Raw genomic sequence first — 21555 nt, forward strand, 5'->3', positions numbered from 1 at the left:
TGAGAAGCGAGGAGGTCCAGTAATGGTTGAGGATGTGCGTTGGTTTGTCGGGATCGATTGGGCAACACAGAGCCACCGCGTTTGCCTGCTTGATAGCGAAGGAGGACGCATGGGCGAGCGGGAGTTCGCCCATGGCGGAGCCGGACTGACGGAACTGCGAGATTGGTTGCTGCAGAAGACCGGGGCTGCGCCGGGGCAGATCGCCGTCGCGATCGAGATGCCGCATGGTCCCGTGGTGGAGATGCTGCTCGAGCACGGGTTTGTGGTCTTTGCCATCAATCCCAAGCAGCTCGATCGTTTCCGCGATCGCTTCACAGTCGCAGGCGCCAAGGATGACAGCCGAGACGCCCTTGTCCTTGGAGACTCACTGCGTACCGATCGGAAAGCCTTCCGGCAGCTTGCGATCGACAATCCGGTGGTGATCGAGCTGCGCGAGTGGTCGCGCCTCGTGGACGAGTTGCAGCAGGAACGGACGCGTCTGGCCAATCGTCTGCGTCAGCAGCTGTGGCGCTACTATCCGCAGGCGACCGAACTAGCCGATGATGTCGGGGACGACTGGTTCCTGGCGCTGTGGCAAAAGGTGCCGACCCCCGCCGCCGCCGCGAAGGTAACGGAGAAGACGGTTGCGCGCATCCTCAAGGACCACCGCATCCGGCGTCTCGATGCCGCCACCGTGCTGCAGACCTTGCGCAAGACGGCCTTGTTCGTCGCCCCAGGCACGACGGAGGCCGCTTGCGTGCATATCCGCAGTCTCGCGGCGCGCATGCACCTGGTCAATCAGCAGATCAAGGAAGCCCACAACGCCCTGGACGGCCTCTGCGCCGGGCTCGCGGCACCGGACGAGGAGAGCCCGTCGGGGCAGAGCCGTGAGCAGTGTGACGTGGCAATCCTTCGCTCCTGGCCGGGAATCGGCAGGATTGTTCTCGCCACACTGCTCACCGAGGCAGCGCAGCCGCTGCAGGCCCGAGATTATCACGCCTTGCGTGCGCTGGCAGGGGTTGCTCCGGTGACGCGGCAAAGCGGCAAACAACGCTTCGTGATCCGCCGCCACGCCTGCAACAGGAGGCTGCAGACCGCCGTTCATCATTGGTCGCGCGTTGCCATCCAGCACGATGCTGCCGCGCGGCGCCGCTATGATGCCTTGCGGCAGCGCGGCCACGGCCATGCACGTGCGTTGCGTAGCGTGGGCGATCGCCTGCTCTCGGCTCTATGCTCGACCCTCAAGAGCCGGACCCTGTATGATGCCAACCGCGGGAGTTCGCAGATCTCCGTCAAACAGTAAGCCTCATTCCTTGGTTCGGCCGCTTGCGACCATTCCTTCGTCCCGACCTGCCGAACCCGACAGCGACGCGCGCAGACGCTGTCCAGGATGCCATCGGCACCGGCGTAGCCGGCGCGGAGCGTCCTGGACGGCGGCGAGCACGGCGCTACGCTCGTCATTCAAGGACGCCCAGCTCCTTGACGAAAGCTAGGAGGTCCTACGATTTCGCAATGACGATCAATTCACCGAATTGCTCACGACAACCTCGATCAGCTTCGCGCCAGGACGGCTGAAGGCGGATGACAATACGGACTTCAACTGCGAAGGATCGGTGACCCGCGTCGCCTCCAACCCCAGCGACTTCGCCATTCCCGTAAAATCCACCGGCGGGTCGATGAAATCCATGCCGACATAGTGATCGTCGCCGTGGAAGGCGAGCAGCCGCTGCTTGATGATGCGGTAGCCGCCATTGTTGACGATCACAAATGTCAGCGGCAGGTTGTGATTGGCCGCCGTCCATAGCGACTGGATCGAATACATCGAACTGCCGTCGCCGGAGTAACACACGACCGGCCGCTCCGGATTGGCGAGACTGACACCGACGGACGCCGGCAATCCCCAGCCGATGCCGCCCGAAGCCAGCGCGTGATAGCCGTAGCGGTCGCGATGCGGCCGCAGCGCGATCATCTGCCGCGATGACGTCAGTCCCTCGTCGACCAGGATCGCGTTATCAGGCATCGCCTCGACCACCTGCAGCGCCAGCCAGTCCGGATCGATCGGCGAGGTTTTGCCCGCTTTCGAAATTTGTTCGACTAGCGGCTTGCGCCGGGCCGTCCAGTTCTTCGACGCCAGCGCGTCCAGTCCCTGTCTCGCCCGCGTCTCGAGCGCCCCGCCGCCCGCGGCCTTCAGCGCCGGCACCAGCGCGCGCAGGGTTTCCCGCACGTCGGCCTTGAGCGCGATCTCGGCACCGTAATTCCTGGCGAGATCGTGATCGACCAGCCCGATTTGCGCGATCGACAGCCCGTCCGGCAGCGGATCGGTCTCGCTGTAGACCGACATCCGCAGCGGATCGCCGCCGAGCGCAATGATAAGGTCGTAAGGCGCGAGCGTGTCGCGGGCAATCTTCTGGATGCGCGCCAGCGCGCCCATGAAGCACGGGCTTTCGGACAGGAAATGCGCGCCATAGGGTGTCGACGACTGATACGCCGGACAGCCCAGCGTCTCCGCCAATTGAGCCGCCTCCCGCAACGCGTCGCTCTTGACGATCTCGTCGCCGACGATGATCACCGGCCGCTCCGCTTTCAAGATGCGCGCTGTCAGTGCCTGCAGCGATTCGCCTGACGGTTGGACGCGGGTATCGACCCGGGTCGAACGGCCGAGTTCGATGCCGGCCTCGGCATTGAGGATGTCGCCGGGCAGCGAGATGAACACCGGCCCGGTCGGCGGCGTGGTCGCGATCTTGGCGGCGCGGCGCACGATGCGCGGCAGGTCTTCCAGCCGCGTTACTTCCACGGCCCATTTCACCAGCGGCTGCGCCATCTGCACCAGCGGGCCGTAGAGCACCGGCTCCGTCAGGCCGTGGCCCTGCTCCTGCTGGCCGGCGGTCAGGATCAGGGGCGTGCCGGTGAAGCTGGCGTTGTAAAGGGAGCCCATCGCGTTCCCAAGGCCGGGCGCGACGTGGACGTTGCAGGCGACGAGCTTGCCCGAGGCGCGGCTGAAACCGTCGGCCATGGCGACAACGAGGCTTTCTTGCATCGCCATGACATAGGTGAGGTCCGGATGGTCCTTCAGCGCGTGCATGATCGGCAGCTCGGTGGTGCCGGGATTGCCGAACAGATGCGTGACGCCCTCGTCCTTCAGCAGTGCGAGGAATGCGGAGCGGCCGGTGATCTTGTTTTTCATATTTCCTCTCGCCCGCCGGTTCGTTGACTTGCGGGATGGAGGCAGATGATCAAACTTGGAGGGCGCGCGCAATGGAGGGAGGTCATGGCTGCACTGCGTCCGGGGCACGAAGCAGCAGCAACACTAGAACATCCCCTCGCTGTTGGTACGCTTCTTCTTTTTCGAGCGTTGCCAGACCACGCCGGGATATCCCTTCAGCGGCACCAGCGGTTCGCCGGTGTAGGCCCATTCCTGCAGTTCCTCGATCGCGATGTGATAGAGCGGTTGCCGCCCGGTGCGGCCGGAAAACAGCGCACGGGGGATGTTGACCATATGCGGCGAGCGCGGGCGTTCATAGGCGATCGGCGTGCCGCAGTTCGAGCAGAAGCTGCGTACGGTCTTGGTGGCCTCGTCTTCATAACGTGCAAGGCTGGTCTTGCCCTTGGTGATGCGGAAGCGTTTGCGCCAACTTCCGACATAGGTCGCATACGCCGCGCCATGCGCCCGGCGGCTCGCCGGCGAATGATCGTGCCAGGCCCAGCGCGCCGGCACGTCGATCTCGAAGGCGACCTTGCCGCACAGGCATTGGCCGGCGGCGGGTTTGCCGAGGGATACGGCCTTGGTTTTCTTCTTCTCTAATTCCTCTTCCGGAAACATGTTTGGCCCTATCCTCACGTTTCGTCATTGCGAGGAGCAAAGCGACGAAGCAATCCATTCTTTCCCCGTGGACGGATGGATTGCTTCGCTGAGCCTGTCATCCGGCGGCGCTACGCGCCGACCGGGTGGCTCGCAATGATGGCGGTAACTCACGCCTGCTCCAGCTTGCTATGCTCCGGATAATCCGTATAGCCCGCTACGTCGCCGCCGTAGAACGTCGCGCGGTTATAGGGCGTCAGCGGAAAACCGCGTTGCAGGCGGCGCGGCAGGTCCGGATTGGAAATGAAGATGCGGCCGAACGCGACCGCGTCGGCATGGCCATCCCGGATCGCCGCATCCGCCGCTTCGCCGGTGAAGCCGCCGGCGGTGATCAGCACGCCCTTCCAGATCGGGCGGAACAGCACCATCGCCGACGGCACGTTCTGATGGTTGACCTCGGCGCGGCCGGCGCCGGAGGAGCGCGGCTCGATGAAATGGAGATATGCCAAGCCAAGCGGACTGAGCTGTTCAACCGCATATGTGTAGAGCGGCATCGGGTCCGGCTCGCCGCTGCCATTGGCGACGCCATAGGGCGACAGCCGCACGCCGACGCGATCGGCGCCCCACACGTCCACCACCGCCTGCGTCACTTCCATCAGGAAGCGCGTGCGGTTCGGAATCGAGCCGCCATATCGGTCGGTGCGCAGGTTCGTGTGCGACTGCAGGAATTGCTCGATCAAATAGCCGTTGGCGCCGTGCACCTCGACGCCGTCGAAGCCGGCCGCAAGCGCATTCTTCGCCGCCTGCCGATAGGCGTCGACCACGCCAGGAATCTCCGATGTCTCGAGCGCCCGCGGTGTCTCATAAGGCACCGCCTTGCCGTCCGCGGTCGCTGTTCTCAGGTCCGCGATCGGCACCGCCGACGGCGCAACCGGCAACACGCCATCAGGCTGGAACGAGGAATGCGAGACGCGTCCGACATGCCAGAGCTGCAGAAAAATGATTCCACCCCTGGCGTGAACGGCATCGACCACCTCGCGCCAGCCGGAAATCTGTTGCTCGGTATAGATGCCGGGCACGCCGGGGCTGCCGAAGCCCGTCTCCGTCACGGGCGAGGCTTCGGCGATCAGCAACCCGCCCGGCGTCGCGCGCTGCGCATAATATTCGGCGTTGAGCGGCCGCGGCGCGAGCGAGGGTTTTGCCGCCCGCATCCGTGTCAACGGCGCTAACGCGAGACGATGATTGAGCTGATAGGGGCCGACCTTGAGCGGCGAAAACAGCGATGGATAATTCATGTCTATTCCAGAACCCCGTGTTGATACGGATATGTAACCGCTTCAGCTTGTTCGTAAAAGGTTTGGGACGCAACGCGTAGCCTCCAAGCGAGTGAGCACATCTTCCATGCAAAAACCGAGCGGCAAGTCGCTTCCCTCACTCAGTGTTCGCATTGATATCGACGCAGGGGGGCGTATCGGTCCTGGCAAGATCGAGTTGCTCGAAACGATCCACCGAAGCGGCTCGATCTCGGCCGCCGGCCGTGCGATGGATATGTCCTACAAGCGCGCCTGGGATCTGGTCGACGAGACCAACCGAATCTGCCGCCAGGCCGCGGTGGAACGGCAAACCGGCGGCAAGAATGGCGGCGGCGCGGTGCTGACGCCGTTCGGCCTCTCGCTGGTCGCGCGCTACCGCAAGATCGAACGCAATGCCATAAGCGCGGCGCGCAAGGAATTGCAGGCATTGCGATCCGATATCGGCCGGGCGAAGAAACGCGCGGGCTGATAACAGGCGGAAAGTATGCGATAACTGGACGCGCTGAGGTCGCCCTCCCCAAGCAGTCCAGGAAACTTTACATGCCCCATCCCGCCATGTCGCCGAACAATGTTGCCGTGATCACCGGAGGCGCGTCCGGCATCGGGCTTGCCGCCGCCACGCGTTTCACCGCCATCGGCATGAGGGTCTGCATCGCGGATATCGGGGCTGACCGGCTCGCCGAGGCGGCGGCCCAACTGGCATCCGTCGCAAAGGGCGGCGCTGCCGATGTCATGACAGCCTCGGTCGACGTCAGCCGCTTCGACGACCTGGCTAACCTGGAAGCCGCAGTGCAAAAGCGGTTCGGCGGCACCGATATCCTGATGAACAATGCCGGCATCGGCCCCGACAGCAACAGTTTTGGCCCGCTGGAAAACTGGCAGCGCATTCTCGCGGTCAATTTGTGGGGCGTCATTCACGGCACGCAGGCGTTTGCCCCTCACATGGTCGAACGCGGGCGGCCCGGTCTCATCATCAACACCGGCTCCAAGCAGGGCATCACGACGCCGCCCGGCAATCCCGCCTACAACGTCTCGAAGGCCGGCGTGAAAGCGCAGACGGAGGCGCTGCAGCACGAGTTGCGCAACATACCGGGCTGCGGGATCACTGCCCATCTGATGATCCCCGGCCACGTCTTCACCGCGCTGACCGCGCGCGGCCGCACTGAGAAGCCGCCCGGCGCCTGGACGGCGGAGCAGACCGTCGACTTCATGATCGCACGCATCGAGGCCGGGGATTTCTACATCCTGTGCCCGGACAATGACGTGCCGCGGCCGCTCGACGAACGGCGCATGCTGTGGGCGGCCGGCGATATCGTGGAAAATCGTCCCGCGCTGTCGCGCTGGCATCCGGATTATGCGGAGGCGTTCGCGAAGTTTGTGAAGGGGGAATGAGCGTAATGCGTAGGGTGGGCAAAGGCGCGCTAGCGCCGTGCCCACCATCACGCACTCCGCAAGAAATGGTGGGCACGCGGAGCCTGTCATCGGGCGCGCATTCGCGCGACCCGTTGGCTTTGCCCACCCTACAAACTACAAATCGCGCATCCCTACAGCGTCACCTGCTTGTCGCCGCATTGCTTGCAGACGTATTTGACGCGGGTTGCTCCCTTTTCAGCCTGGACGCGGTTCGGCGCACCGCATTTGCCGCAAACTGCCTCGATCCTGGTGTTGCCCTGCTTGATGACGAGGGCCTTCTTTTCCATCGTCTCGCGGATCAGGCGCTCGGCCTCCTCGCGCATCGCTTGCTTCGACATCGGCCTGCCCCGTCGTGAACCGTTACGGCGGCGGTCTTATCACAGTCACGATGCATTTCGTAAGCCGGTCAACAAAATTTGCGTGACGGAATGTCAGATGGTCTCCGGCGTCAGCGCCAGCAGGCGCCGCACCAGGGCCAGCGCCGTTTCCGTGGCCGGATCTGCCGAAATCACGGGAACTGCAAGTGCGATGACGTCGATCGGGTCGTGCGACAGGACGATGAGATGCGTCGCGCTGTTGGCGGCCAGCAGCGACATCACGCGTTCGACGGCGGGATCGGACGATGACAGGCTCCACGGCGCGTCAGGGCGGCGCAGCACCCGCACGCTCGACAGGAAATCGCGCAGCAGCGGCGGATCGTAGCTCAGGAGCTCGCTCTCGCGATAGCGCCGGGCGCTTTCGAAGATCGGGTGACGCGCGAGTTCCGCGATCAGCGCGTCGCGGGTTCTGGCCGGCGACGCCGCGACGGAATTGAGAACGCCGGGCACCTGCGATTCGAAGTGGGCACGCAGCGCGTCCACCATCAATCCGATGGTGAGAACGCCGGCGATCGCAATCGCGCAAAATCGCATGACCTGCGCCGCATCGACCTCCGGCGCGACAAACGCCGCTGCAATACCGAGAAGCGCCGAACTCGAGAGTCGCAACGCCGTCATCAGCAGCGCCTGACGCTGCGTCTCCGCGCCGCGTTCCGCGATCAGGATCGCGGTAACGACGAGCAGCGCCCCCAATGCCCCGAGCCTGACCGGAATATCCGGCATCAACACCCTGAAATCGGTGACGATGAAGGGAATGACGAGGACGGCGCCGACGGCGAGGCGGCCGATGCTGCGATTCTCGGACGCCATCAGCGTGGTCCGGTCGCGCGTCGCCAGCAGCCAGGCGCAGATTGCAAAGCCGCCAAGCTGGAACAGCACAAGCAGGATGGCAAAGGGCGCGGCAAAACGCTCCGACCCTACCGCGCCGGCGAGACCGAGCGCGATGCCGCCGGCCAGAATGACGATCTTGGCCGGGCGCGGGGCATGACGCCGCAGGATCCCTTCGGTGACGATCAAGGCGCCCAGCGGGATCAGCGCGGCCGGGATCATCGACAGGTTGTCGAGCGCCCCGCTGCCGCTCCACCACGCCACGCCACGTACCAGGAACAGCAACGCGATGATGCCAAGCGCGACCAGCAGGCGCCGGGTCAGCGGGCTCCTGGGATCACGCCGGTAGAGCGTGGCCATGGCGACGCCAAGGCCAATCGCGCCGCACAGGTTGACGATGGAATCGGCGATCATTCCCGGCGTCATGGGCCGCTCCCATTACCGGATGTCCGCGGCCGCAAGATGCCGAACGGCCGCGTATCGTCCATCCAGTGAACGGCGGGAAGCACCAGCCGCTGCAGGGCCAGCGCGGTGCCGGTCGCAAGCAGCGCCGGAAGCGAGCCGGAGGGCACTTCGCTCAGGAGATAGCGACGCGCGCCCGCGAGATCGATGCGGCCGAGCTGCAGGACGTCGTCGCCCCTGGCGTAGTCCAGCTCGCGGGCGCAAAACGCGTTGTATTGCTCGTCGCGATGTTTTGGCGCGGCTTCGAAGGTTTTCTTGAGCGCGTCCGATCCGCCGGTATAGGCATTGGTGATGACGAATCTGGCTTCATCGAAGCCGGCTTCCTCACCCACGCCGAACACAGCGCGGTGACGCGACATGATGCCACGCGCCAGTTGCAGATGCGCAAAGCTCTGGCGTGAGTCCGGATGCGGCGACGGAAAAACGTCCGCAAAGGTCTGGCTGACCATGCCGACGACGGACGGCACCTGGGTGACGTTCGATATCCATTTCGGGCGCAGCCCGTCACGGACAAAGAGAACCAGCGCCGTCAGGCCATACAGGACCCAGGACAGTCCCCGCCCGCGCTCGTCGGGATCGACCATGACGAGGCCGAGATGGGTGACTTCGGCAGGTTCGCCATCGAGTTCGACATCCATCACCGACAGCGCGTTGAAGGCGATCGGCCGCCCGGTCGCCTCCTCGGAGATCAGCGTGACGATGGCACGTGACAACCGTTCGCGGTCGCCGGAGAAAATGCCGTAGGTGAGGCTTTCCGCAGGCAGCGTTTTGGCGGCCACGACGCGCAGTTGCGACACTAGTTCGCCGAGCTCGGCTTGCGGAAGCGACAGGCCGGGGGTTTCGACAATGCGCGTGATCAACCCGGAATGGGTGCGAATGGTGAGATCGATGGTCGGCTGGCGCAGCGCCTTCAGCCAGAAGACGCCATAGCCGCCAAGACTTGCGGCCGCGGAGCGGATCTGGCCCAAAGCACGACGGATCGCTGAATTGCCACTCAAGAAAGACGCCATGCCGCTTGCCCGCACTCGGTCCGGATTTGTGCGCCGAGCCCGTTAAGGAGCCATGAGTGCGAGACGTTACTGTGGCAGGAGGGTAAACGATGTGTTGGTGACGTCAAACATTCTGCAAGGCAGGCAAACGGCGAATACCGAAGCATCCGCCGCCTGTCTTCGCCACGACCTCGCCACAGGTTACGAGACCTTGGAAATGATGAAGCCTTGAAAACTAAGAGCCCTTGGAAACTTCCATCAGCAGCCGTTCGGTCTTGGCGTCCTCGATGCGGTTCACAAAGCGGCTGCTCTCATGCACGTCACGCACGGTCTTGGTCAGGGTGACGCAGGACTGAATAAGCATCACGATGCCCATCGCAAGATAGCCCTTGATCCAGAGGTCGACGGGGAGAAAGTAGACGCCGATCGCGACCAGGAAGGCCGAGGCGCCGAACGAACCGTAGGTAAAGGTGACCCAGGCGTTGCTGTGATGCTGGATATTCTGATTCATGGCGCCGTCCTGCAAATGAGATTATGCGATGAAATATCAGTCTCAGACAGGCTGCGTTTCGCGAAGCCGCGCCGCAACCTGATCCGCCCGGCATTTCTGCGCCCGCGCCGGTTAAGGAGCTATGAGCCGATCAGCCTTAGGTTGTGACAGGGTAAACGATACATTGAGCCGCGACGCCAAATGAATCATGACAGGGAACTGCGGCTCCGGCCATGGCGTCCATGAACACGAGCGCTTTCTTCATCGAAGTCAGACCTTCTGCAATCGTCAGTTGACCGGCACCGTCAAAGCGACCAAGCGAACGGCGGATGCTGAGACATCCGCCGTCCTCGCTCGCTAGCGCCGCGCGTCACAGGTTACGCGGCCCGCACATCGCTTCGTCACGCGCAGAGCGGTTCAATCGAACGCCGTTGCCGGTTGCCATTATCGTTCGACAACAGCGAGCACATGCCCATCGGCAGCAGCAGGAACAGGCCGGCGCAGAGTGCGCCGTTCATGACCTCTGGCGGCACCGTCGGCGAGAACATGATCGCGAACAGGGCGAGAATCAGGCCGATGGCAATCGTCATGCCGAAGGCTGCGGTCAGGGATGCCCTCAAGAGCGTCGGCAAACCCCGTGCAAGATACCCGTCCATGAGCCCGGCGATCGACGATACAGGCAAGGTGAGCAGAAAGGCCGTTATTGCGCATACACCAATGAAGCCATCGTCGATCCGACCCGCGATGGCAGCAGCAACCATCCACACCGCGAGCGCAACCAGCGAAGGTCCCAGCAGAAGAAACACCACGGGTCGTTTCATTGAAGTCGATCCTTCCTTGAGACTTCCGACGCAAAGCCGGATTGCAGCGATTTCTCGATCATGCCTGGCCGCCGAACGGACGGCGAATGCCGAAACATCCGCCGCCCGCCTCGCCAGCACCGCGTCACAGGTTACGCGGCCTTGGAAACTTCCATCAGCAAACGCTCGGCCTTGGCGTCCTCGATGCGGTTCACCATCTTGCCGCTCTCGTGCATGTCGCGCACGGTCTTGGTCAGGGTGACGCAGGACTGAACGAGCATGACGATGCCCATCGCGAGGTAGCCCTTGATCCAGAGATCGAGCGGTAGGAAGAACACGCCGACGGCGACCATGAAGGCCGAGGCGGAAAACGAAGCGTAAGTGAAGGTAACCCAGGCACCGCTGTGGGGTTGGACGTTCTGGTTCATGACAATCTCCTGTTGATATGGGTTAAATCGATCAAATTCAGTTTCAGGCAGCCTGCGTGCGTTTGGCGTTCAGCCGCGCGAGCACGTCGTCCGCGGTTGATTTCAGCCGAGGGCCAAAGCCCTGTTCGGCGAGCTTCTCGGCGGTCGCCAGCGGACCGCTCGCGGCATCGAGTTCGATCAGGGCGTCAGAAGCGGCCTGGGCCTCGATCTGGCGTTCACGCAGCCGCTTCAGCGTGTTCTCCGCTTCCGGCAGCGTGGATTCGTAGGGACGCGCGGCTTCGATGCCGCCCCGGCGAAGCGCACGAACCGCTTCCGACGCGCGGGCGATGCGACGGCCACGATCAAGCTCGGTGATCCGGGCTTCGGCATTGGCGACCTGCCGCTTCATGCGCGTGATTTCAGACGCGAACAGCGTCCGCGCAGTCATCGCGGCATCGCGGTCGGCCTCGAGATTGGCAATCGCCTGTGCCGCTTCGCGGGCGAGATCTTCCCGGCCGCCATCGAGCGCTGCGGTGGCGCGGACTTCGAGATCGGCGATCCGGGCGTTGGTGGCGTCGAGACGGCGGCCTTCCTGCTGGTCGCCTGCGATCGCCAGCGCCAGCGTGCGCTTGGAACGTTCGACGGCCGCGGCCGCGTCACGCATCTGCTGGTCGAGAATGAGAAGTGCCGAGCGGTCTTCCAGTTCTTCTCCCGCGGCAGCCACGCTGCTCCGGAAGAGCGTCAAAACAGTTTTGAACATTGGTAACTCCCTGTGTTATGAGCATCGCTCATGATTCAGTTGTAGCACCAACATGAGCATTGCTCAAGAACTATTTTGAGCATCGCTCAAGAAATTGGTAAATAATGTCTAAAGCAATGGAAAGACGAGCAAAATTCCGGGAGGAACTGATCCTGGCGGCGGAGCGAAGCATCTCCGCGGGCGGATTGGCCGGCCTGAAGACGCGGGAGCTGGCGCGGGAAATCGGCGTCGCCAACGGCGCGGTCTATAATCTCGTCGAGGATATGGACGAACTGATCCTGCGGGTGGGATCGCGCACGCTTGGGCGGCTCGACGCCGCGCTGACAACCGCTGAAAGCGATGGCCCCGCCTCCCCTCGCGAAACGCTGGTGCGCATCGCGGTCGCCTATTGCAATTTCGCCGCGGAAAATCTCGAACTGTGGCGCGCGCTGTTCGAACACCGGATGGCGCCGGGCAAACCTGTTCCGGAATGGGCGATCAGCGAGCAGATGGCTCTGTTCCGCCATATCTATCGTCCGCTCGCCGCGCTGTTTCCAAACCGTTCGCCGGCGGAGCTCGGCGTGACGGCGCGCAGTCTTTTCTCCGCCGCGCACGGCATGGTGCTGCTCGGCCTCGAACAGAAGCTGATCGCGGTGCCGGTCGAAGCGTTGCGCGAGGAGATTGCGATCATCGTTGGAGCGATGGTCGATGGGCTGACGGCGATGCATGATTGAGTTTCGACGAAGCTCGCGCGCACCGCGCCTCATGAATCAAAATTTAGCCAGTCTCGCACGGAGTTGAATAGCCGATCGCTCCAAACGAATGGTGATTCCTCGCAATCGTCGCCACCTGACGAAGTGTCCTGGTTGGGAGCAACCTTTCTGACGGAGAATGATCATGTTTCGAAAGCTGGTAATCGCGTTGGGGGCAGTTGCGTTGGTCGGCCTGGCCTCACCGACAATGGCGTTGGCGCGCGGCGGCGGAGGTGGAGGCGGTCATGGCGGCGGCTTTGGTGGTGGTGGCGGCTTCCATGGTGGCGGCATGGGTGGCGGCGGCTTCCATGGCGGAGGCTTTGGTGGTGGCGGCTTCCACGGTGGAGGTTTCCACGGCGGCGGTTTCGCCGGTGGTTTCCACAATGGCGGCTTCGGTCGCGGATTCCATGGCGGTTATGGACGCCGCTTCGTGTACGGCTCGGGGCTAGGCTACGGCTTCTACCCGTATGGCTACTACAATGATTACGCCTACGACCCCTACGCCTATTACAATGACGGCGGCTGCTATGTGGTTCAACGCCGCGTGCACACCAGGCATGGCTGGCGGCGGCAGCCCGTTCAGGTCTGCGGTTGAGGCCGTGTTGGCGGCGTCAAATGATCTCGGTGCAATCTCGCACTGAGATCGCCGCCATCGCGTTTCGGGCGAAGCATGCGACTTGATCTGAAGGTGGGTACCGCAAGGAAAAGCGCGTCAGAACATCAGAGCCCAGCTCTGATTCAATCAGAACCGATGTGGCTCAGGTCTCGATGATGACATAGCTGTCCTCGACAAGCACCGGAAACGTCTCGGCGACGTAAGGCCCCTTCTGCAGTGCTTCGCCGCTTTCGACCGCGACAGGATAGGAGCGGACCTTGACGCGCTTCGGATCGAAATACGATTGTCCGTTGCGCATGTCGAATTCCCAGCCGTGCCACGGGCAACGCAACAGCTCGCCGACGCGCGAGCGCTGGTAGACGCCGGGCTCCGGCGAGGTCAGCCGCGCGACGCAGGCGGCCTTTTCCAGCGGCGCGCCTTCGTGCGGGCAGCGATTGAGCAGCGCGAAGAACTCGCCATTGACGTGGAACACGACGATGTCGCGGCCGTCGACGCCGAACACCTTGTTGCCGCCGGGCGGGATGTCGGACGTGCGGGCGACGATGTGACGGGCCATGTTATCCTTGTCGTCGCTCAGAGCTTGTAGAGCGCGCGGGCATTGCCGTTGAAGATTTTCCGGCGCTCGGTCTCGCTCAGTGGCGTCTTGAAGGCAAAGCGCGGATCGTCGAAATCCCAGTGCGGATAATCCGACGAGAACAGCAGGCGATCGGCGCCGACCCACTCGATCAGCGAGCGCAGATGCTTGCCTTCATCGGGCTCGTCGATCGGCTGCGTCGTGAACCAGAAATGCTCTTTCACATACTCGGACGGGCGGCGCTTCAGATGCGGCACCTCGCTGCGGAACGCCTCGAAATGCCGATCCATCCGCCAGGTGGCCGACGGGATCCAGCCAAATCCACCTTCGATGAACACGATCTTGAGATCAGGGAAGCGTTCCGGCACGCCTTCGAGCACGAGGCTGGTGAGCTGCGCCGCCATGGTGTGCGCGTTCGACTGGTGTTCCTCGACATAATAAGACGGCCAGCCGCCGCCGGTCGGCGCATGCCCGCCATAGCCGCCGACGTGAATGCCGAGCGGCAGGCCGAGCTCTTGCGCGCGTGCGTAGATCGGCCAGTAGCGGCGGCGGCCGAGCGGCTCGTTGGCGCGCGGGCAGACATTGATCTGCACATAGCGGCCAATTTTTGCGCAGCGCTCAATCTCGGCGATCGCGAACTGCGTATCGTCCTGGCCGGCGAGGATCGAGGCCTTCAGCCGCGGATCGCGGTCGGACCAGAACGCGAGCTGCCAGTCATTGATGGCGCGCTGAATCGCGGCGCCGAATTCCAGGTTCTGCTGCGAGAAGATGAAGAGATCGAGCACCTGCAAAATGCCGTACTCGATATCGAGCGGATCGAGATGCTGCTTGCGCATGAAATCGAGATCCGAGCCCGGCGGCCCGCCGGTCGGCGGCCAGGCGTCGCGGCGCGCGATCAGCGGCGAGGAGCGCGGATACGGCGTGGTGCCGATATAGGGCGTGCGCAGATGGCTGCCATAGGTGCGCAGATGCTGCTGCCAACGTTTTGGGAGGAACTGATCGAGGTCGCTGTGCGCATGAATGCTCGGATGCACGTCGCAATCGATGATGCGCAGCCGGCTCCTGGCGGATTCTTCCTCGGCAAGGATAGGGCGGTACGCGAACATGATCGCGGATGATCGACGCCGGTTCGCGCTCGACCCACGGCACCTCGACGCGCACGCCGCGCCAGGTCTTGTTGGCGCGCCACATGAAGGCCGGCAGCCAGCTCACGCCTGATTCCATCAGCACCACTTTGAGATCAGGGAATTTGCCGAACACGCCTTCATAGATCAGGCTCAATATCTGGGCCTGAAACGCCTGCGCTTCGGCCAGATAATATTCGTAGCGATAGGACGGCCAGCCGATCGAACTCGGCGCGGTGCGGTAGGCGCTGCCGGCATGGATCGCGACCGGCAGCTTGTGCTTCGCGGCCGCTTGCCAGACCGGCCAGTAATGCCGTCGTCCGAGCAGCGTTTCGCCCTGCGCCAGCACCAGCACGGAGACGAAGCGGTTGTCGCCGGCTCTGCGCTCGATTTCCTCCACCGCCAGATCAGGCGCCTGCAAGGGCACCACGATCGAGGCGCTCAGCCGCGGATCTTTTGAAAGCCATTCGGCGGCGATCCAGTCGTTGATCGCCTTGCAGAAGCCGGCCGCCATATAGGAATCGAACACCGCCTGCGCGCCATAGACGACGTTGCAGATCGCGTGGCTCGAACCGAGCTGGTCGAACGCGCCGCGCTGCACCATCGCAAGCTCGCTGCCCGGCTTGCCATTGACCGGCCGCCAGTCGGCGCGGCCCGAGAACGGCATGTTGGGCGGATAGGAGTTGAGGTCGAGGCCGTCGATGGCGCGGCTGACCACCTGCTCTTTCCAGTGGTCGTCGAGATAGGGCAGCAGCGTGGTGCGGGTTCCGTCCACCGCGGGATGAATATCGCAGTCGATCCGCGTGGCCGCCATGGAGCTTCCTCGGGTTTTCGTCTCGGCGATCTTGGCGTCGCGCCCGCAAATGTGCCGCCGATGCGAAGGCGGCGCAAGCGCATAACTTGGGGGGCCGCCCTGCCCGAACTGCACAGCGCATCGAGCCTGCCGTTCGCGACGCGAAATATTCGCCACTGGCGAAGCAAGCCTGCCGTGGTACGGAATGCGAGCGCGCATCACGCAGGGAGATGAAAATGAAATCCGGCAGGCTGGCGGTTGTCGTCGTCTCGCTTCTTACCGCCGGCGCTTCCACCGCCTCCGCCGCACCGGCAACGGCCAGCGGACCGGCAGCTCTGGCGCTGGCCGGCGTCGTGGCGCTGTATTCGCCGCTGCTGACGGCGGATGAACGCGAAGCCGTCAGCGCATTATTCGTCGGACAGAGCGGCGTGCGTTACGCCAAGAAGATTTCGGTTACCGCGGACAAGATCGTCTGCCGCGTCAGCAATGTCGACATCACCGCGCGCTCCTGCGAACTGACCTTCAAGGGCAACAAGCAAACCGTAACAGGGCGGCGGGCCAGCGAGATCTTTGCGACCGAAGCCATGGCCGGCATTCCCGCCGACGGCGCTGCCGGATCAGTGTTCGAAAGCCTCTCGAAGCTCAACTGCACGCTCGACCCGGCCGAGATCAGGCAGAAGGCCGGCGGCGGCGCGACGTGCTCCTTCGAGACGGGGAATTGAAGGGAAGCAGGCACCATTGCCGCGTGATTGACAGGCCGGTCGATCCCAACCCAAATGCCCGACCAAGAATAAGCAAGCAGGACAGATCGCGTGGCAGGCAACGAACAGGAAACTTACGAATGCGACGTGCTGGTGGTCGGCTCGGGCTGCGCCGGAATGGACAGCCACAGCGGAATTTTCAGGTCGAACGCCGATTTGGCGAGGCGGCCTGCGAGCGCATTGCCGTTGGTCAGCGTCATGCCGCGGCCGTGGCGCAGCACGTCCACTGCATGTCTCGATCACCGAGCGCAAGGACGGCAGCAAGGGCGTGATGCCGCATTTCATCGACCGCGCCAAGCCCGGCGTCATCGCCGTGATGCGCGACGGCAAGCGCTTTGCCAATGAAGGCAATTCGTACCACGACTTCGTGCAGGCGATGGTGAAGGCGGCGAAGCCGGGCGAAGAGATCACCGCGTATCTCCTGTGCGATCACCGCGCGCTCCGAAAGTACGGCCTTGGATGCGTGCCACCGTTTCCGATGCCGCTGCGCCATCATCTCGCGACCGGCTATCTCAAGCGCGGCACCACGCTCGCCGAACTCGCCGACCGCACCGGCATCGACCGGCAAGGGCTCGAGGCGACGATCGCCGAGTTCAATGCCCCAGCCGCGGAAGGCCGCGATCCCGCCTTCGGCAAGGGCTCGCGCGCCTATAACCGCTATCAGGGCGATGCGCTGCACGGCCCGAACCCCTGCGTCGCCCCGATCAAGGACGGGCCATTCTACGCGATCAAAATGGTGATCGGCGATCTCGGCACCTATGCCGGCATCAGGACCGACGAACACGCCCGTGCGCTGGACGAACACGGCCAGCCGATCACAGGCCTCTATGCCGCCGGCAACGACATGGCGAGCATCATGGGCGGCAATTATCCCGGCGCCGGCATCACGCTCGGACCCGCGCTGACATTTGGATATATCGCAGGCAAGCATATCAGCGACAAAGCTGCGCCCTAGAAATGTCGGGAGCTGGAACGAACATCGATCGATTCGATTATCTCGAATCGAACCGGAGATCGTTCAATGCGTGCGTCGCGCTTGTCTGCTGCTCTCGCCCTGTTGATCTTCCTTCCGCCGCTCGCCTTTGCCGGCGACGCGGAATGGCGGCGCTACGAGATCCCAAGCACCGGGACCAGCGTCGACATGCCGGTCTCGATCTTCACCCGGGATGCCGGACAACCGGAAGGCGGAACAGGACGGCGCTTTTTCACCAACGACAATCGCGCGGATCTCACTGTGCAGTCCGTTCCCAATCCCGACAACGATTCACCCGCCACGTTCCTGGCCAAGAAGCGGCCGCCTGCCGGCATCATCTACAAACGGATCACGTCTGATTTCTTTGTCGTGTCCAGCATTCGCAACGACCGGATCTGGTACAACCGCTGCAACCGCGGCAACGGCACCATGGACTGCGTGATGATCAATTATCCCGTTGCGGAAAAACGCCAGTGGGATGGCGTGGTCACCCGGATAAGCCACACATTGCGAAGCTAGCACGGTCCGCATGACCGGATTTTAGGCAACCTGGAAAAACGGCAGTTCTGTTCCGAAGTGAGGAACCGTCGGGGTGTCACTGCGTTGCCGAGGGGTCGTCGTTAGTAACCGCGAGGTTGTTCGTGAATCGCAGGAATTTCCTCGCTGCTTCCGCGTTGCCGTTGGTAACCGGCGTGGCGCCCGGGCTTCTGTCCGCCGCACATGCCCAGCCGGCGCCGTTCGATCGATCCATCGTCCGGCAAATGGCGCGGGATCTCGCCAGCAAGCCGTACAAGGCGCCGAGCGAGAAGTTGCCCGATAATCTCGCCAACGTCGATTACGACCATTATCGCGCGATCCGGTTCTTGCCGGAACGCGCGCTCTGGCGCGGCGAAAAATTGCCCTTCGAGGCGCAGTTCTTCCATCGCGGGTTCTTCTACAAGAACCGGGTCGACATCTTCGAGGTGAAGGACGGCCAGGCGACGAAAATCCCCTACCAGCCCGATCTGTTTTCGTTCGGCGAACTCACGCCGCCGGGCCCGGCGGTAGACCTCGGCTTTGCCGGCTTCCGGCTGCATGCGCCGATCAACAAGCCCGACTATTATGACGAGGTCTGTGTGTTTCTCGGCGCGAGCTATTTCCGCGCGGTGGCCAAGGGCCAACTCTACGGACTTTCGGCACGCGGTCTTTCGATCAACACCGGCGAAGCCAAAGGCGAAGAGTTTCCATTCTTCAAGACGTTCTGGATCGAGAAGCCGGCAGCAGGCGCCAATTCCATCGTCGTGCATGCGCTGCTCGACAGCGAGAGCGCCGCCGCGGCCTATCGTTTCACCATCCGGCCCGGCGACACCACGGTGTTCGATGTGGAGATGGCGATCTATCCGCGCGTGGATCTAACTCATGCAGGCCTCGCGCCGATGACCAGCATGTTCTTCTTCGGACCGAACGACCGCAAGGACGTCGAGGACTTCCGCCCCGCAGTTCACGATTCAGATGGCCTTGCCGTCTTCAACGGCCGCGGCGAGGAGCTGTGGCGGCCGCTGCATAATCCGAGGGATTTGCAGGTTTCCTCGTTTTCCGACCTCAACCCGCGCGGCTTCGGCCTGATGCAGCGCCAGAAGGATTTTTCCGCCTTTCAGGACCTGGAATCCAATTTCGAGCGGCGGCCAAGCCTGTGGGCGGAGCCGATCGGCGATTGGGGCGAAGGCGCGGTTAAGCTGCTCGAAATCCCGACCAAGGAAGAAATTCACGACAACATTGCCTCGTTCTGGCTTCCCAAAGCTCCGTTGCCGGCCAAGGGCGAGCACACTTACACCTATCGTATGCACTGGGGACCGGATACTCCGAAGCCGACGTCATTGGCGCGGTTTTCCCGAACCGGCATCGGCGCGAGAGGCGACAACGCCACGATCTTCGTGCTCGACGTGACCGGCGAGAAACTGAAATCCGTCGATCCGAAAAAGCTGCGCGGGGACGTGACGGCCGAGAAGGCCAAGATCCAGAACATCGTCACCCAGCCAAATCCGGCGACCGGCGGTTGGCGGTTGAGCTTCGAGCTGTTGAAGGAAAAGACCCCGGTCGAACTCCGCGCATCGCTCATGCAGGACAATGAAGCGATATCGGAGATCTGGATTTACCGATGGACACCTTAGCGAAAGCCGGTGGCGCGTCCGGGCCCGGCGATATCCCGCTGCACGAATTCCTTCCCCGGGAAGCGCCGATCGATATGGCGGTGCAGCCATTGCGGCGGTTCGAACCACCGCCGGCGCCCGACTTTGCACCGATGTGGATCCGGCGCGGTTTCATCCTGACCGGCACCGCGATCCTGACTGCGGCGGGCTGTTACGAGATGTACCGGGTTCTCCAGGTCGGTGGCGTCACGGTCCTGGAATCGATCATCCTCCTGCTGTTCGTGCTGCTGTTTGCGTGGATTGCCTTTTCCTTCATGTCGGCGCTTGCCGGCTTCTTCGTGCTGCTGGCGAGGAAGAAAAACGAGCTCGGCATCGACCCCGGCATTCCCCTGCCGGCGATCCACAGCCGGACCGCAATGCTCCTGCCGACCTACAATGAGGATCCCTATCGCGTGCTGGCGAGATTGCGCGCGATTTATGAATCGGTCGAGGAAACCGGATACAGCTCGCAGTTCGACTGGTTTGTGCTGAGCGACACCACCGATCCCGCGATCTGGATCGCCGAGGAAAAACGTTTTCTTGGACTTCGACAGGACCTCGGCCACGCGGCTCCGATCTTCTATCGCCATCGCCCCGAGAACACCGCGCGCAAATCAGGCAATATCGAGGACTGGGTGAAGCGGTTCGGCGCCGGCTATGAGAGCATGCTGATCCTCGACGCTGACAGCTTGATGACCGGCGACACCATCGTCAGGCTCGCCGCCGCGATGGAGGCGCATCCCAAGGTCGCGCTGATTCAGACGTTGCCGGTTATCGTCAATGCAAGATCGCTGTTTGCGCGGTGGCAGCAGTTCGCAGGAAGGCTGTACGGCCCGATGCTGGCCGCAGGGATTGCATGGTGGCACGGCTCCGAAGGCAATTACTGGGGACATAACGCGATCATTCGTGTCCGGGCCTTTGCGCAATATGCGGGGCTGCCCGAACTCGGGGGACGCAAGCCGTTCGGCGGGCATGTTCTGAGCCACGACTTCATTGAGGCCGCGCTGATGCGGCGCGGCGGCTGGGCCATCCACATGGCGCCGACGCTTCGAGGCAGCTACGAGGAATCTCCGCCCACGCTTTCGGATTTTGTCGCACGCGACCGGCGCTGGTGCCAGGGCAATCTGCAGCATCTGGCGCTGTTGCCGACGCGCGGCTTTCACTGGGTATCACGGCTTCATTTGCTGACCGGAATTGGATCATATCTCACCGCGCCGCTCTGGCTGATCTTTCTGGTGTTTGGAATTCTGGTATCGCTGCAGGCACAGTTCGTCAGGCCCGAATACTTCCCGAAAGGATATTCGCTGTTTCCGACCTGGCCGGCGCAGGACCCGATCCTGGCGGCGTGGGTGTTCGTCGGCACGATGGGCATGCTGATCGCGCCAAAGCTGCTGGCCTTCATTGTGCTGCTTGGGGATAGCGAGGCGCGAAGGAAGTTCGGCGGCAGCCTCCTCGTGTTCGCGGGCATCATCGCCGAGACGGTTCTTTCGGGCCTGGTCGCGCCCATCATGATGATCTTCCAGTCGTCCGCCGTTGCTGAAATCCTGTTCGGGCGCGATGCGGGATGGCAGGTTCAGCGTCGGGACGACGGCGCGGTCCCGCACCGCGATATCGTCAGCACCTATTCGGTGCCGACGTTGATTGGCGTCGTCATGGCCATCAGTGCCTATGCCGTGTCGCTGCCGCTGCTGCTTTGGATGACGCCGGTGATCATTGGCCTGTTGCTGGCTGTTCCGATGGCCATGCTGTCGTCGTCCACCGGTTCAAACCGGACGCCGCGACTGTTCAAAACGCCCGAGCAGACTGCGCCGCCGCGCGTCCTGCAGCGAGCCAATGAACTCGCCAACGCGCCACATTCGCCCCTCGCCTGTCCGCTGCACGAATTGCGCCACGACGCCGGCTTGCGCGAGGCGCATCTGAACAACCTGTCCGCCCCAAAACCCAGAAAGCGCGGCGAGGTCGATGCGAATCTGGCAATCGCACGCGCCAAAATCGAAGATGCGGAGACTTTCGAGGATGCGACGGGCTTTCTCAGTGCGCGGGAAAAGCTCGCGGCCCTCAATTCGCCTGCCGTTCTCGCAATGCTGTTCGCCCTGCCGGAAACGGTATAGTTGCCGGATCGAGACTCCTACTGCTACAGATTGAGCCGCGGCTCGGCGGCCATCCGATAAGCAACCTTGGCCAGCGCAGCAAATCTG

At 63.1% G+C, this 21555-nt stretch carries 22 protein-coding genes and 2 pseudogenes; 10 read left to right on the forward strand and 14 right to left on the reverse strand.

What is annotated here, in order from left to right:
* Nucleotides 1-22: 22 nt before the first annotated feature.
* Nucleotides 23-1282, forward strand: a complete 1260-nt coding sequence (locus V1294_RS35880) for an IS110 family transposase (RefSeq protein WP_334494766.1) — start codon at nucleotides 23-25, stop codon at nucleotides 1280-1282.
* Between the two features lie 216 nt (nucleotides 1283-1498).
* Here V1294_RS35880 and V1294_RS35885 read toward each other — a convergent pair whose 3' ends face one another.
* The 3 genes from V1294_RS35885 to V1294_RS35895 all read right to left on the reverse strand — a co-directional run bounded on the left by V1294_RS35885 (nucleotide 1499) and on the right by V1294_RS35895 (nucleotide 5073).
* Nucleotides 1499-3163, reverse strand: coding sequence for a thiamine pyrophosphate-binding protein (locus tag V1294_RS35885; RefSeq protein WP_334503922.1), 1665 nt, complete (start codon nucleotides 3161-3163; stop codon nucleotides 1499-1501).
* 123 nt (nucleotides 3164-3286) lie between these two features.
* Nucleotides 3287-3799: a GFA family protein gene (locus V1294_RS35890; RefSeq protein WP_334503924.1), complete on the reverse strand. Its 513-nt coding sequence runs from the start codon at nucleotides 3797-3799 to the stop codon at nucleotides 3287-3289.
* 149 nt (nucleotides 3800-3948) lie between these two features.
* Nucleotides 3949-5073 (reverse strand): alkene reductase, encoded by a 1125-nt coding sequence (locus tag V1294_RS35895; protein ID WP_334503926.1) that lies wholly within the window; start codon nucleotides 5071-5073, stop codon nucleotides 3949-3951.
* 106 nt (nucleotides 5074-5179) lie between these two features.
* Here V1294_RS35895 and V1294_RS35900 point away from each other — a divergent pair, with 106 nt between their 5' ends.
* Together V1294_RS35900 and V1294_RS35905 are read left to right on the forward strand one after the other, a co-directional pair.
* Nucleotides 5180-5560, forward strand: coding sequence for a winged helix-turn-helix domain-containing protein (locus V1294_RS35900; RefSeq protein WP_108519874.1), 381 nt, complete (start codon nucleotides 5180-5182; stop codon nucleotides 5558-5560).
* A 71-nt stretch (nucleotides 5561-5631) separates the two neighbouring features.
* Nucleotides 5632-6483, forward strand: coding sequence for an SDR family NAD(P)-dependent oxidoreductase (locus tag V1294_RS35905; protein WP_334503929.1), 852 nt, complete (start codon nucleotides 5632-5634; stop codon nucleotides 6481-6483).
* 152 nt (nucleotides 6484-6635) lie between these two features.
* Here the strand turns inward: V1294_RS35905 and V1294_RS35910 are convergent, their stop codons facing one another.
* The 7 genes from V1294_RS35910 to V1294_RS35940 all read right to left on the reverse strand — a co-directional run bounded on the left by V1294_RS35910 (nucleotide 6636) and on the right by V1294_RS35940 (nucleotide 11617).
* Nucleotides 6636-6842 carry a hypothetical protein gene (locus tag V1294_RS35910; RefSeq protein WP_028350436.1) on the reverse strand — a complete coding sequence of 69 codons (207 nt, stop codon included), beginning with the start codon at nucleotides 6840-6842 and terminating at the stop codon, nucleotides 6636-6638.
* A gap of 93 nt (nucleotides 6843-6935) precedes the next feature.
* Nucleotides 6936-8135 carry a hypothetical protein gene (locus tag V1294_RS35915; protein ID WP_334503931.1) on the reverse strand — a complete coding sequence of 400 codons (1200 nt, stop codon included), beginning with the start codon at nucleotides 8133-8135 and terminating at the stop codon, nucleotides 6936-6938.
* On the reverse strand, nucleotides 8132-9130 hold the full coding sequence (locus tag V1294_RS35920; RefSeq protein WP_334504969.1) for a hypothetical protein: 999 nt from the start codon (nucleotides 9128-9130) through the stop codon (nucleotides 8132-8134). The genes V1294_RS35915 and V1294_RS35920 overlap by 4 nt, the downstream gene beginning before the upstream one ends.
* A 265-nt stretch (nucleotides 9131-9395) precedes the next feature.
* Nucleotides 9396-9671, reverse strand: a complete 276-nt coding sequence (locus tag V1294_RS35925) for a YiaA/YiaB family inner membrane protein (protein ID WP_334485432.1) — start codon at nucleotides 9669-9671, stop codon at nucleotides 9396-9398.
* 380 nt (nucleotides 9672-10051) lie between these two features.
* Nucleotides 10052-10411: a hypothetical protein gene (locus V1294_RS35930; protein ID WP_334503933.1), complete on the reverse strand. Its 360-nt coding sequence runs from the start codon at nucleotides 10409-10411 to the stop codon at nucleotides 10052-10054.
* A 191-nt stretch (nucleotides 10412-10602) separates the two neighbouring features.
* Nucleotides 10603-10878: a YiaA/YiaB family inner membrane protein gene (locus V1294_RS35935; protein WP_108519868.1), complete on the reverse strand. Its 276-nt coding sequence runs from the start codon at nucleotides 10876-10878 to the stop codon at nucleotides 10603-10605.
* A 43-nt stretch (nucleotides 10879-10921) separates the two neighbouring features.
* Nucleotides 10922-11617 carry a PspA/IM30 family protein gene (locus tag V1294_RS35940; protein ID WP_334503935.1) on the reverse strand — a complete coding sequence of 232 codons (696 nt, stop codon included), beginning with the start codon at nucleotides 11615-11617 and terminating at the stop codon, nucleotides 10922-10924.
* A gap of 104 nt (nucleotides 11618-11721) precedes the next feature.
* Here V1294_RS35940 and V1294_RS35945 point away from each other — a divergent pair, with 104 nt between their 5' ends.
* Together V1294_RS35945 and V1294_RS35950 are read left to right on the forward strand one after the other, a co-directional pair.
* Nucleotides 11722-12330: a TetR/AcrR family transcriptional regulator gene (locus tag V1294_RS35945; protein WP_334503937.1), complete on the forward strand. Its 609-nt coding sequence runs from the start codon at nucleotides 11722-11724 to the stop codon at nucleotides 12328-12330.
* Between the two features lie 163 nt (nucleotides 12331-12493).
* On the forward strand, nucleotides 12494-12943 hold the full coding sequence (locus V1294_RS35950) for a hypothetical protein (protein ID WP_334503939.1): 450 nt from the start codon (nucleotides 12494-12496) through the stop codon (nucleotides 12941-12943).
* A 163-nt stretch (nucleotides 12944-13106) separates the two neighbouring features.
* Here the strand turns inward: V1294_RS35950 and V1294_RS35955 are convergent, their stop codons facing one another.
* The 3 genes and pseudogenes from V1294_RS35955 to V1294_RS35965 all read right to left on the reverse strand — a co-directional run.
* On the reverse strand, nucleotides 13107-13520 hold the full coding sequence (locus V1294_RS35955) for a Rieske (2Fe-2S) protein (protein WP_334503940.1): 414 nt from the start codon (nucleotides 13518-13520) through the stop codon (nucleotides 13107-13109).
* A 17-nt stretch (nucleotides 13521-13537) separates the two neighbouring features.
* A complete protein-coding gene (locus V1294_RS35960; protein WP_334503941.1) occupies nucleotides 13538-14644 on the reverse strand; it encodes an amidohydrolase family protein in 1107 nt (368 codons plus the stop codon).
* Nucleotides 14604-15476, reverse strand: a pseudogene (locus V1294_RS35965) (amidohydrolase family protein); the annotation flags it as partial. The pseudogene V1294_RS35965 and the gene V1294_RS35960, both read right to left, overlap by 41 nt.
* A gap of 215 nt (nucleotides 15477-15691) precedes the next feature.
* On the opposite strand from V1294_RS35965, the gene V1294_RS35970 reads away from it, so the two are divergent.
* Nucleotides 15692-16177, forward strand: coding sequence for a hypothetical protein (locus V1294_RS35970; RefSeq protein WP_334503943.1), 486 nt, complete (start codon nucleotides 15692-15694; stop codon nucleotides 16175-16177).
* Nucleotides 16178-16290: 113 nt separating this feature from the next.
* Here V1294_RS35970 and V1294_RS35975 read toward each other — a convergent pair whose 3' ends face one another.
* Nucleotides 16291-16443 carry a hypothetical protein gene (locus tag V1294_RS35975; protein WP_334503945.1) on the reverse strand — a complete coding sequence of 51 codons (153 nt, stop codon included), beginning with the start codon at nucleotides 16441-16443 and terminating at the stop codon, nucleotides 16291-16293.
* On the opposite strand from V1294_RS35975, the pseudogene V1294_RS35980 reads away from it, so the two are divergent.
* The 4 genes and pseudogenes from V1294_RS35980 to mdoH all read left to right on the forward strand — a co-directional run.
* Nucleotides 16431-17171, forward strand: a pseudogene (locus V1294_RS35980) (FAD-binding protein); the annotation flags it as partial. The gene V1294_RS35975 and the pseudogene V1294_RS35980 sit on opposite strands and share 13 nt — an antisense overlap.
* 66 nt (nucleotides 17172-17237) lie before the next feature.
* Nucleotides 17238-17708, forward strand: coding sequence for a hypothetical protein (locus V1294_RS35985; RefSeq protein ID WP_334503949.1), 471 nt, complete (start codon nucleotides 17238-17240; stop codon nucleotides 17706-17708).
* A 122-nt stretch (nucleotides 17709-17830) separates the two neighbouring features.
* Nucleotides 17831-19339: a glucan biosynthesis protein G gene (locus V1294_RS35990; RefSeq protein WP_334503951.1), complete on the forward strand. Its 1509-nt coding sequence runs from the start codon at nucleotides 17831-17833 to the stop codon at nucleotides 19337-19339.
* Nucleotides 19327-21468 carry a glucans biosynthesis glucosyltransferase MdoH gene (gene mdoH / locus V1294_RS35995; RefSeq protein ID WP_334503953.1) on the forward strand — a complete coding sequence of 714 codons (2142 nt, stop codon included), beginning with the start codon at nucleotides 19327-19329 and terminating at the stop codon, nucleotides 21466-21468. Before V1294_RS35990 ends, mdoH begins: the two co-directional genes overlap by 13 nt.
* Nucleotides 21469-21555: the final 87 nt, after the last annotated feature.

Origin of the sequence: Bradyrhizobium sp. AZCC 1678, from assembly GCF_036924765.1 — a bacterium.
Taxonomy (GTDB): domain Bacteria; phylum Pseudomonadota; class Alphaproteobacteria; order Rhizobiales; family Xanthobacteraceae; genus Bradyrhizobium; species Bradyrhizobium algeriense.

What these genes read in the sequence shown, in the direction of transcription:
- V1294_RS35915 (WP_334503931.1), bottom strand. Translation starts at nt 8,135, where the DNA reads ATGACGCCGGGAATGATCGCCGATTCCATCGTCAACCTGTGCGGCGCG.
- V1294_RS35905 (WP_334503929.1), top strand. Translation starts at nt 5,632, where the DNA reads ATGCCCCATCCCGCCATGTCGCCGAACAATGTTGCCGTGATCACCGGA.
- V1294_RS35885 (WP_334503922.1), bottom strand. Translation starts at nt 3,163, where the DNA reads ATGAAAAACAAGATCACCGGCCGCTCCGCATTCCTCGCACTGCTGAAG.
- V1294_RS35880 (WP_334494766.1), top strand. Translation starts at nt 23, where the DNA reads ATGGTTGAGGATGTGCGTTGGTTTGTCGGGATCGATTGGGCAACACAG.
- V1294_RS35945 (WP_334503937.1), top strand. Translation starts at nt 11,722, where the DNA reads ATGTCTAAAGCAATGGAAAGACGAGCAAAATTCCGGGAGGAACTGATC.
- mdoH (WP_334503953.1), top strand. Translation starts at nt 19,327, where the DNA reads ATGGACACCTTAGCGAAAGCCGGTGGCGCGTCCGGGCCCGGCGATATC.
- V1294_RS35910 (WP_028350436.1), bottom strand. Translation starts at nt 6,842, where the DNA reads ATGTCGAAGCAAGCGATGCGCGAGGAGGCCGAGCGCCTGATCCGCGAG.
- V1294_RS35925 (WP_334485432.1), bottom strand. Translation starts at nt 9,671, where the DNA reads ATGAATCAGAATATCCAGCATCACAGCAACGCCTGGGTCACCTTTACC.
- V1294_RS35970 (WP_334503943.1), top strand. Translation starts at nt 15,692, where the DNA reads ATGAAATCCGGCAGGCTGGCGGTTGTCGTCGTCTCGCTTCTTACCGCC.
- V1294_RS35985 (WP_334503949.1), top strand. Translation starts at nt 17,238, where the DNA reads ATGCGTGCGTCGCGCTTGTCTGCTGCTCTCGCCCTGTTGATCTTCCTT.
- V1294_RS35930 (WP_334503933.1), bottom strand. Translation starts at nt 10,411, where the DNA reads ATGGTTGCTGCTGCCATCGCGGGTCGGATCGACGATGGCTTCATTGGT.
- V1294_RS35940 (WP_334503935.1), bottom strand. Translation starts at nt 11,617, where the DNA reads ATGTTCAAAACTGTTTTGACGCTCTTCCGGAGCAGCGTGGCTGCCGCG.
- V1294_RS35935 (WP_108519868.1), bottom strand. Translation starts at nt 10,878, where the DNA reads ATGAACCAGAACGTCCAACCCCACAGCGGTGCCTGGGTTACCTTCACT.
- V1294_RS35955 (WP_334503940.1), bottom strand. Translation starts at nt 13,520, where the DNA reads ATGGCCCGTCACATCGTCGCCCGCACGTCCGACATCCCGCCCGGCGGC.
- V1294_RS35960 (WP_334503941.1), bottom strand. Translation starts at nt 14,644, where the DNA reads ATGTTCGCGTACCGCCCTATCCTTGCCGAGGAAGAATCCGCCAGGAGC.
- V1294_RS35950 (WP_334503939.1), top strand. Translation starts at nt 12,494, where the DNA reads ATGTTTCGAAAGCTGGTAATCGCGTTGGGGGCAGTTGCGTTGGTCGGC.
- V1294_RS35890 (WP_334503924.1), bottom strand. Translation starts at nt 3,799, where the DNA reads ATGTTTCCGGAAGAGGAATTAGAGAAGAAGAAAACCAAGGCCGTATCC.
- V1294_RS35900 (WP_108519874.1), top strand. Translation starts at nt 5,180, where the DNA reads ATGCAAAAACCGAGCGGCAAGTCGCTTCCCTCACTCAGTGTTCGCATT.
- V1294_RS35895 (WP_334503926.1), bottom strand. Translation starts at nt 5,073, where the DNA reads ATGAATTATCCATCGCTGTTTTCGCCGCTCAAGGTCGGCCCCTATCAG.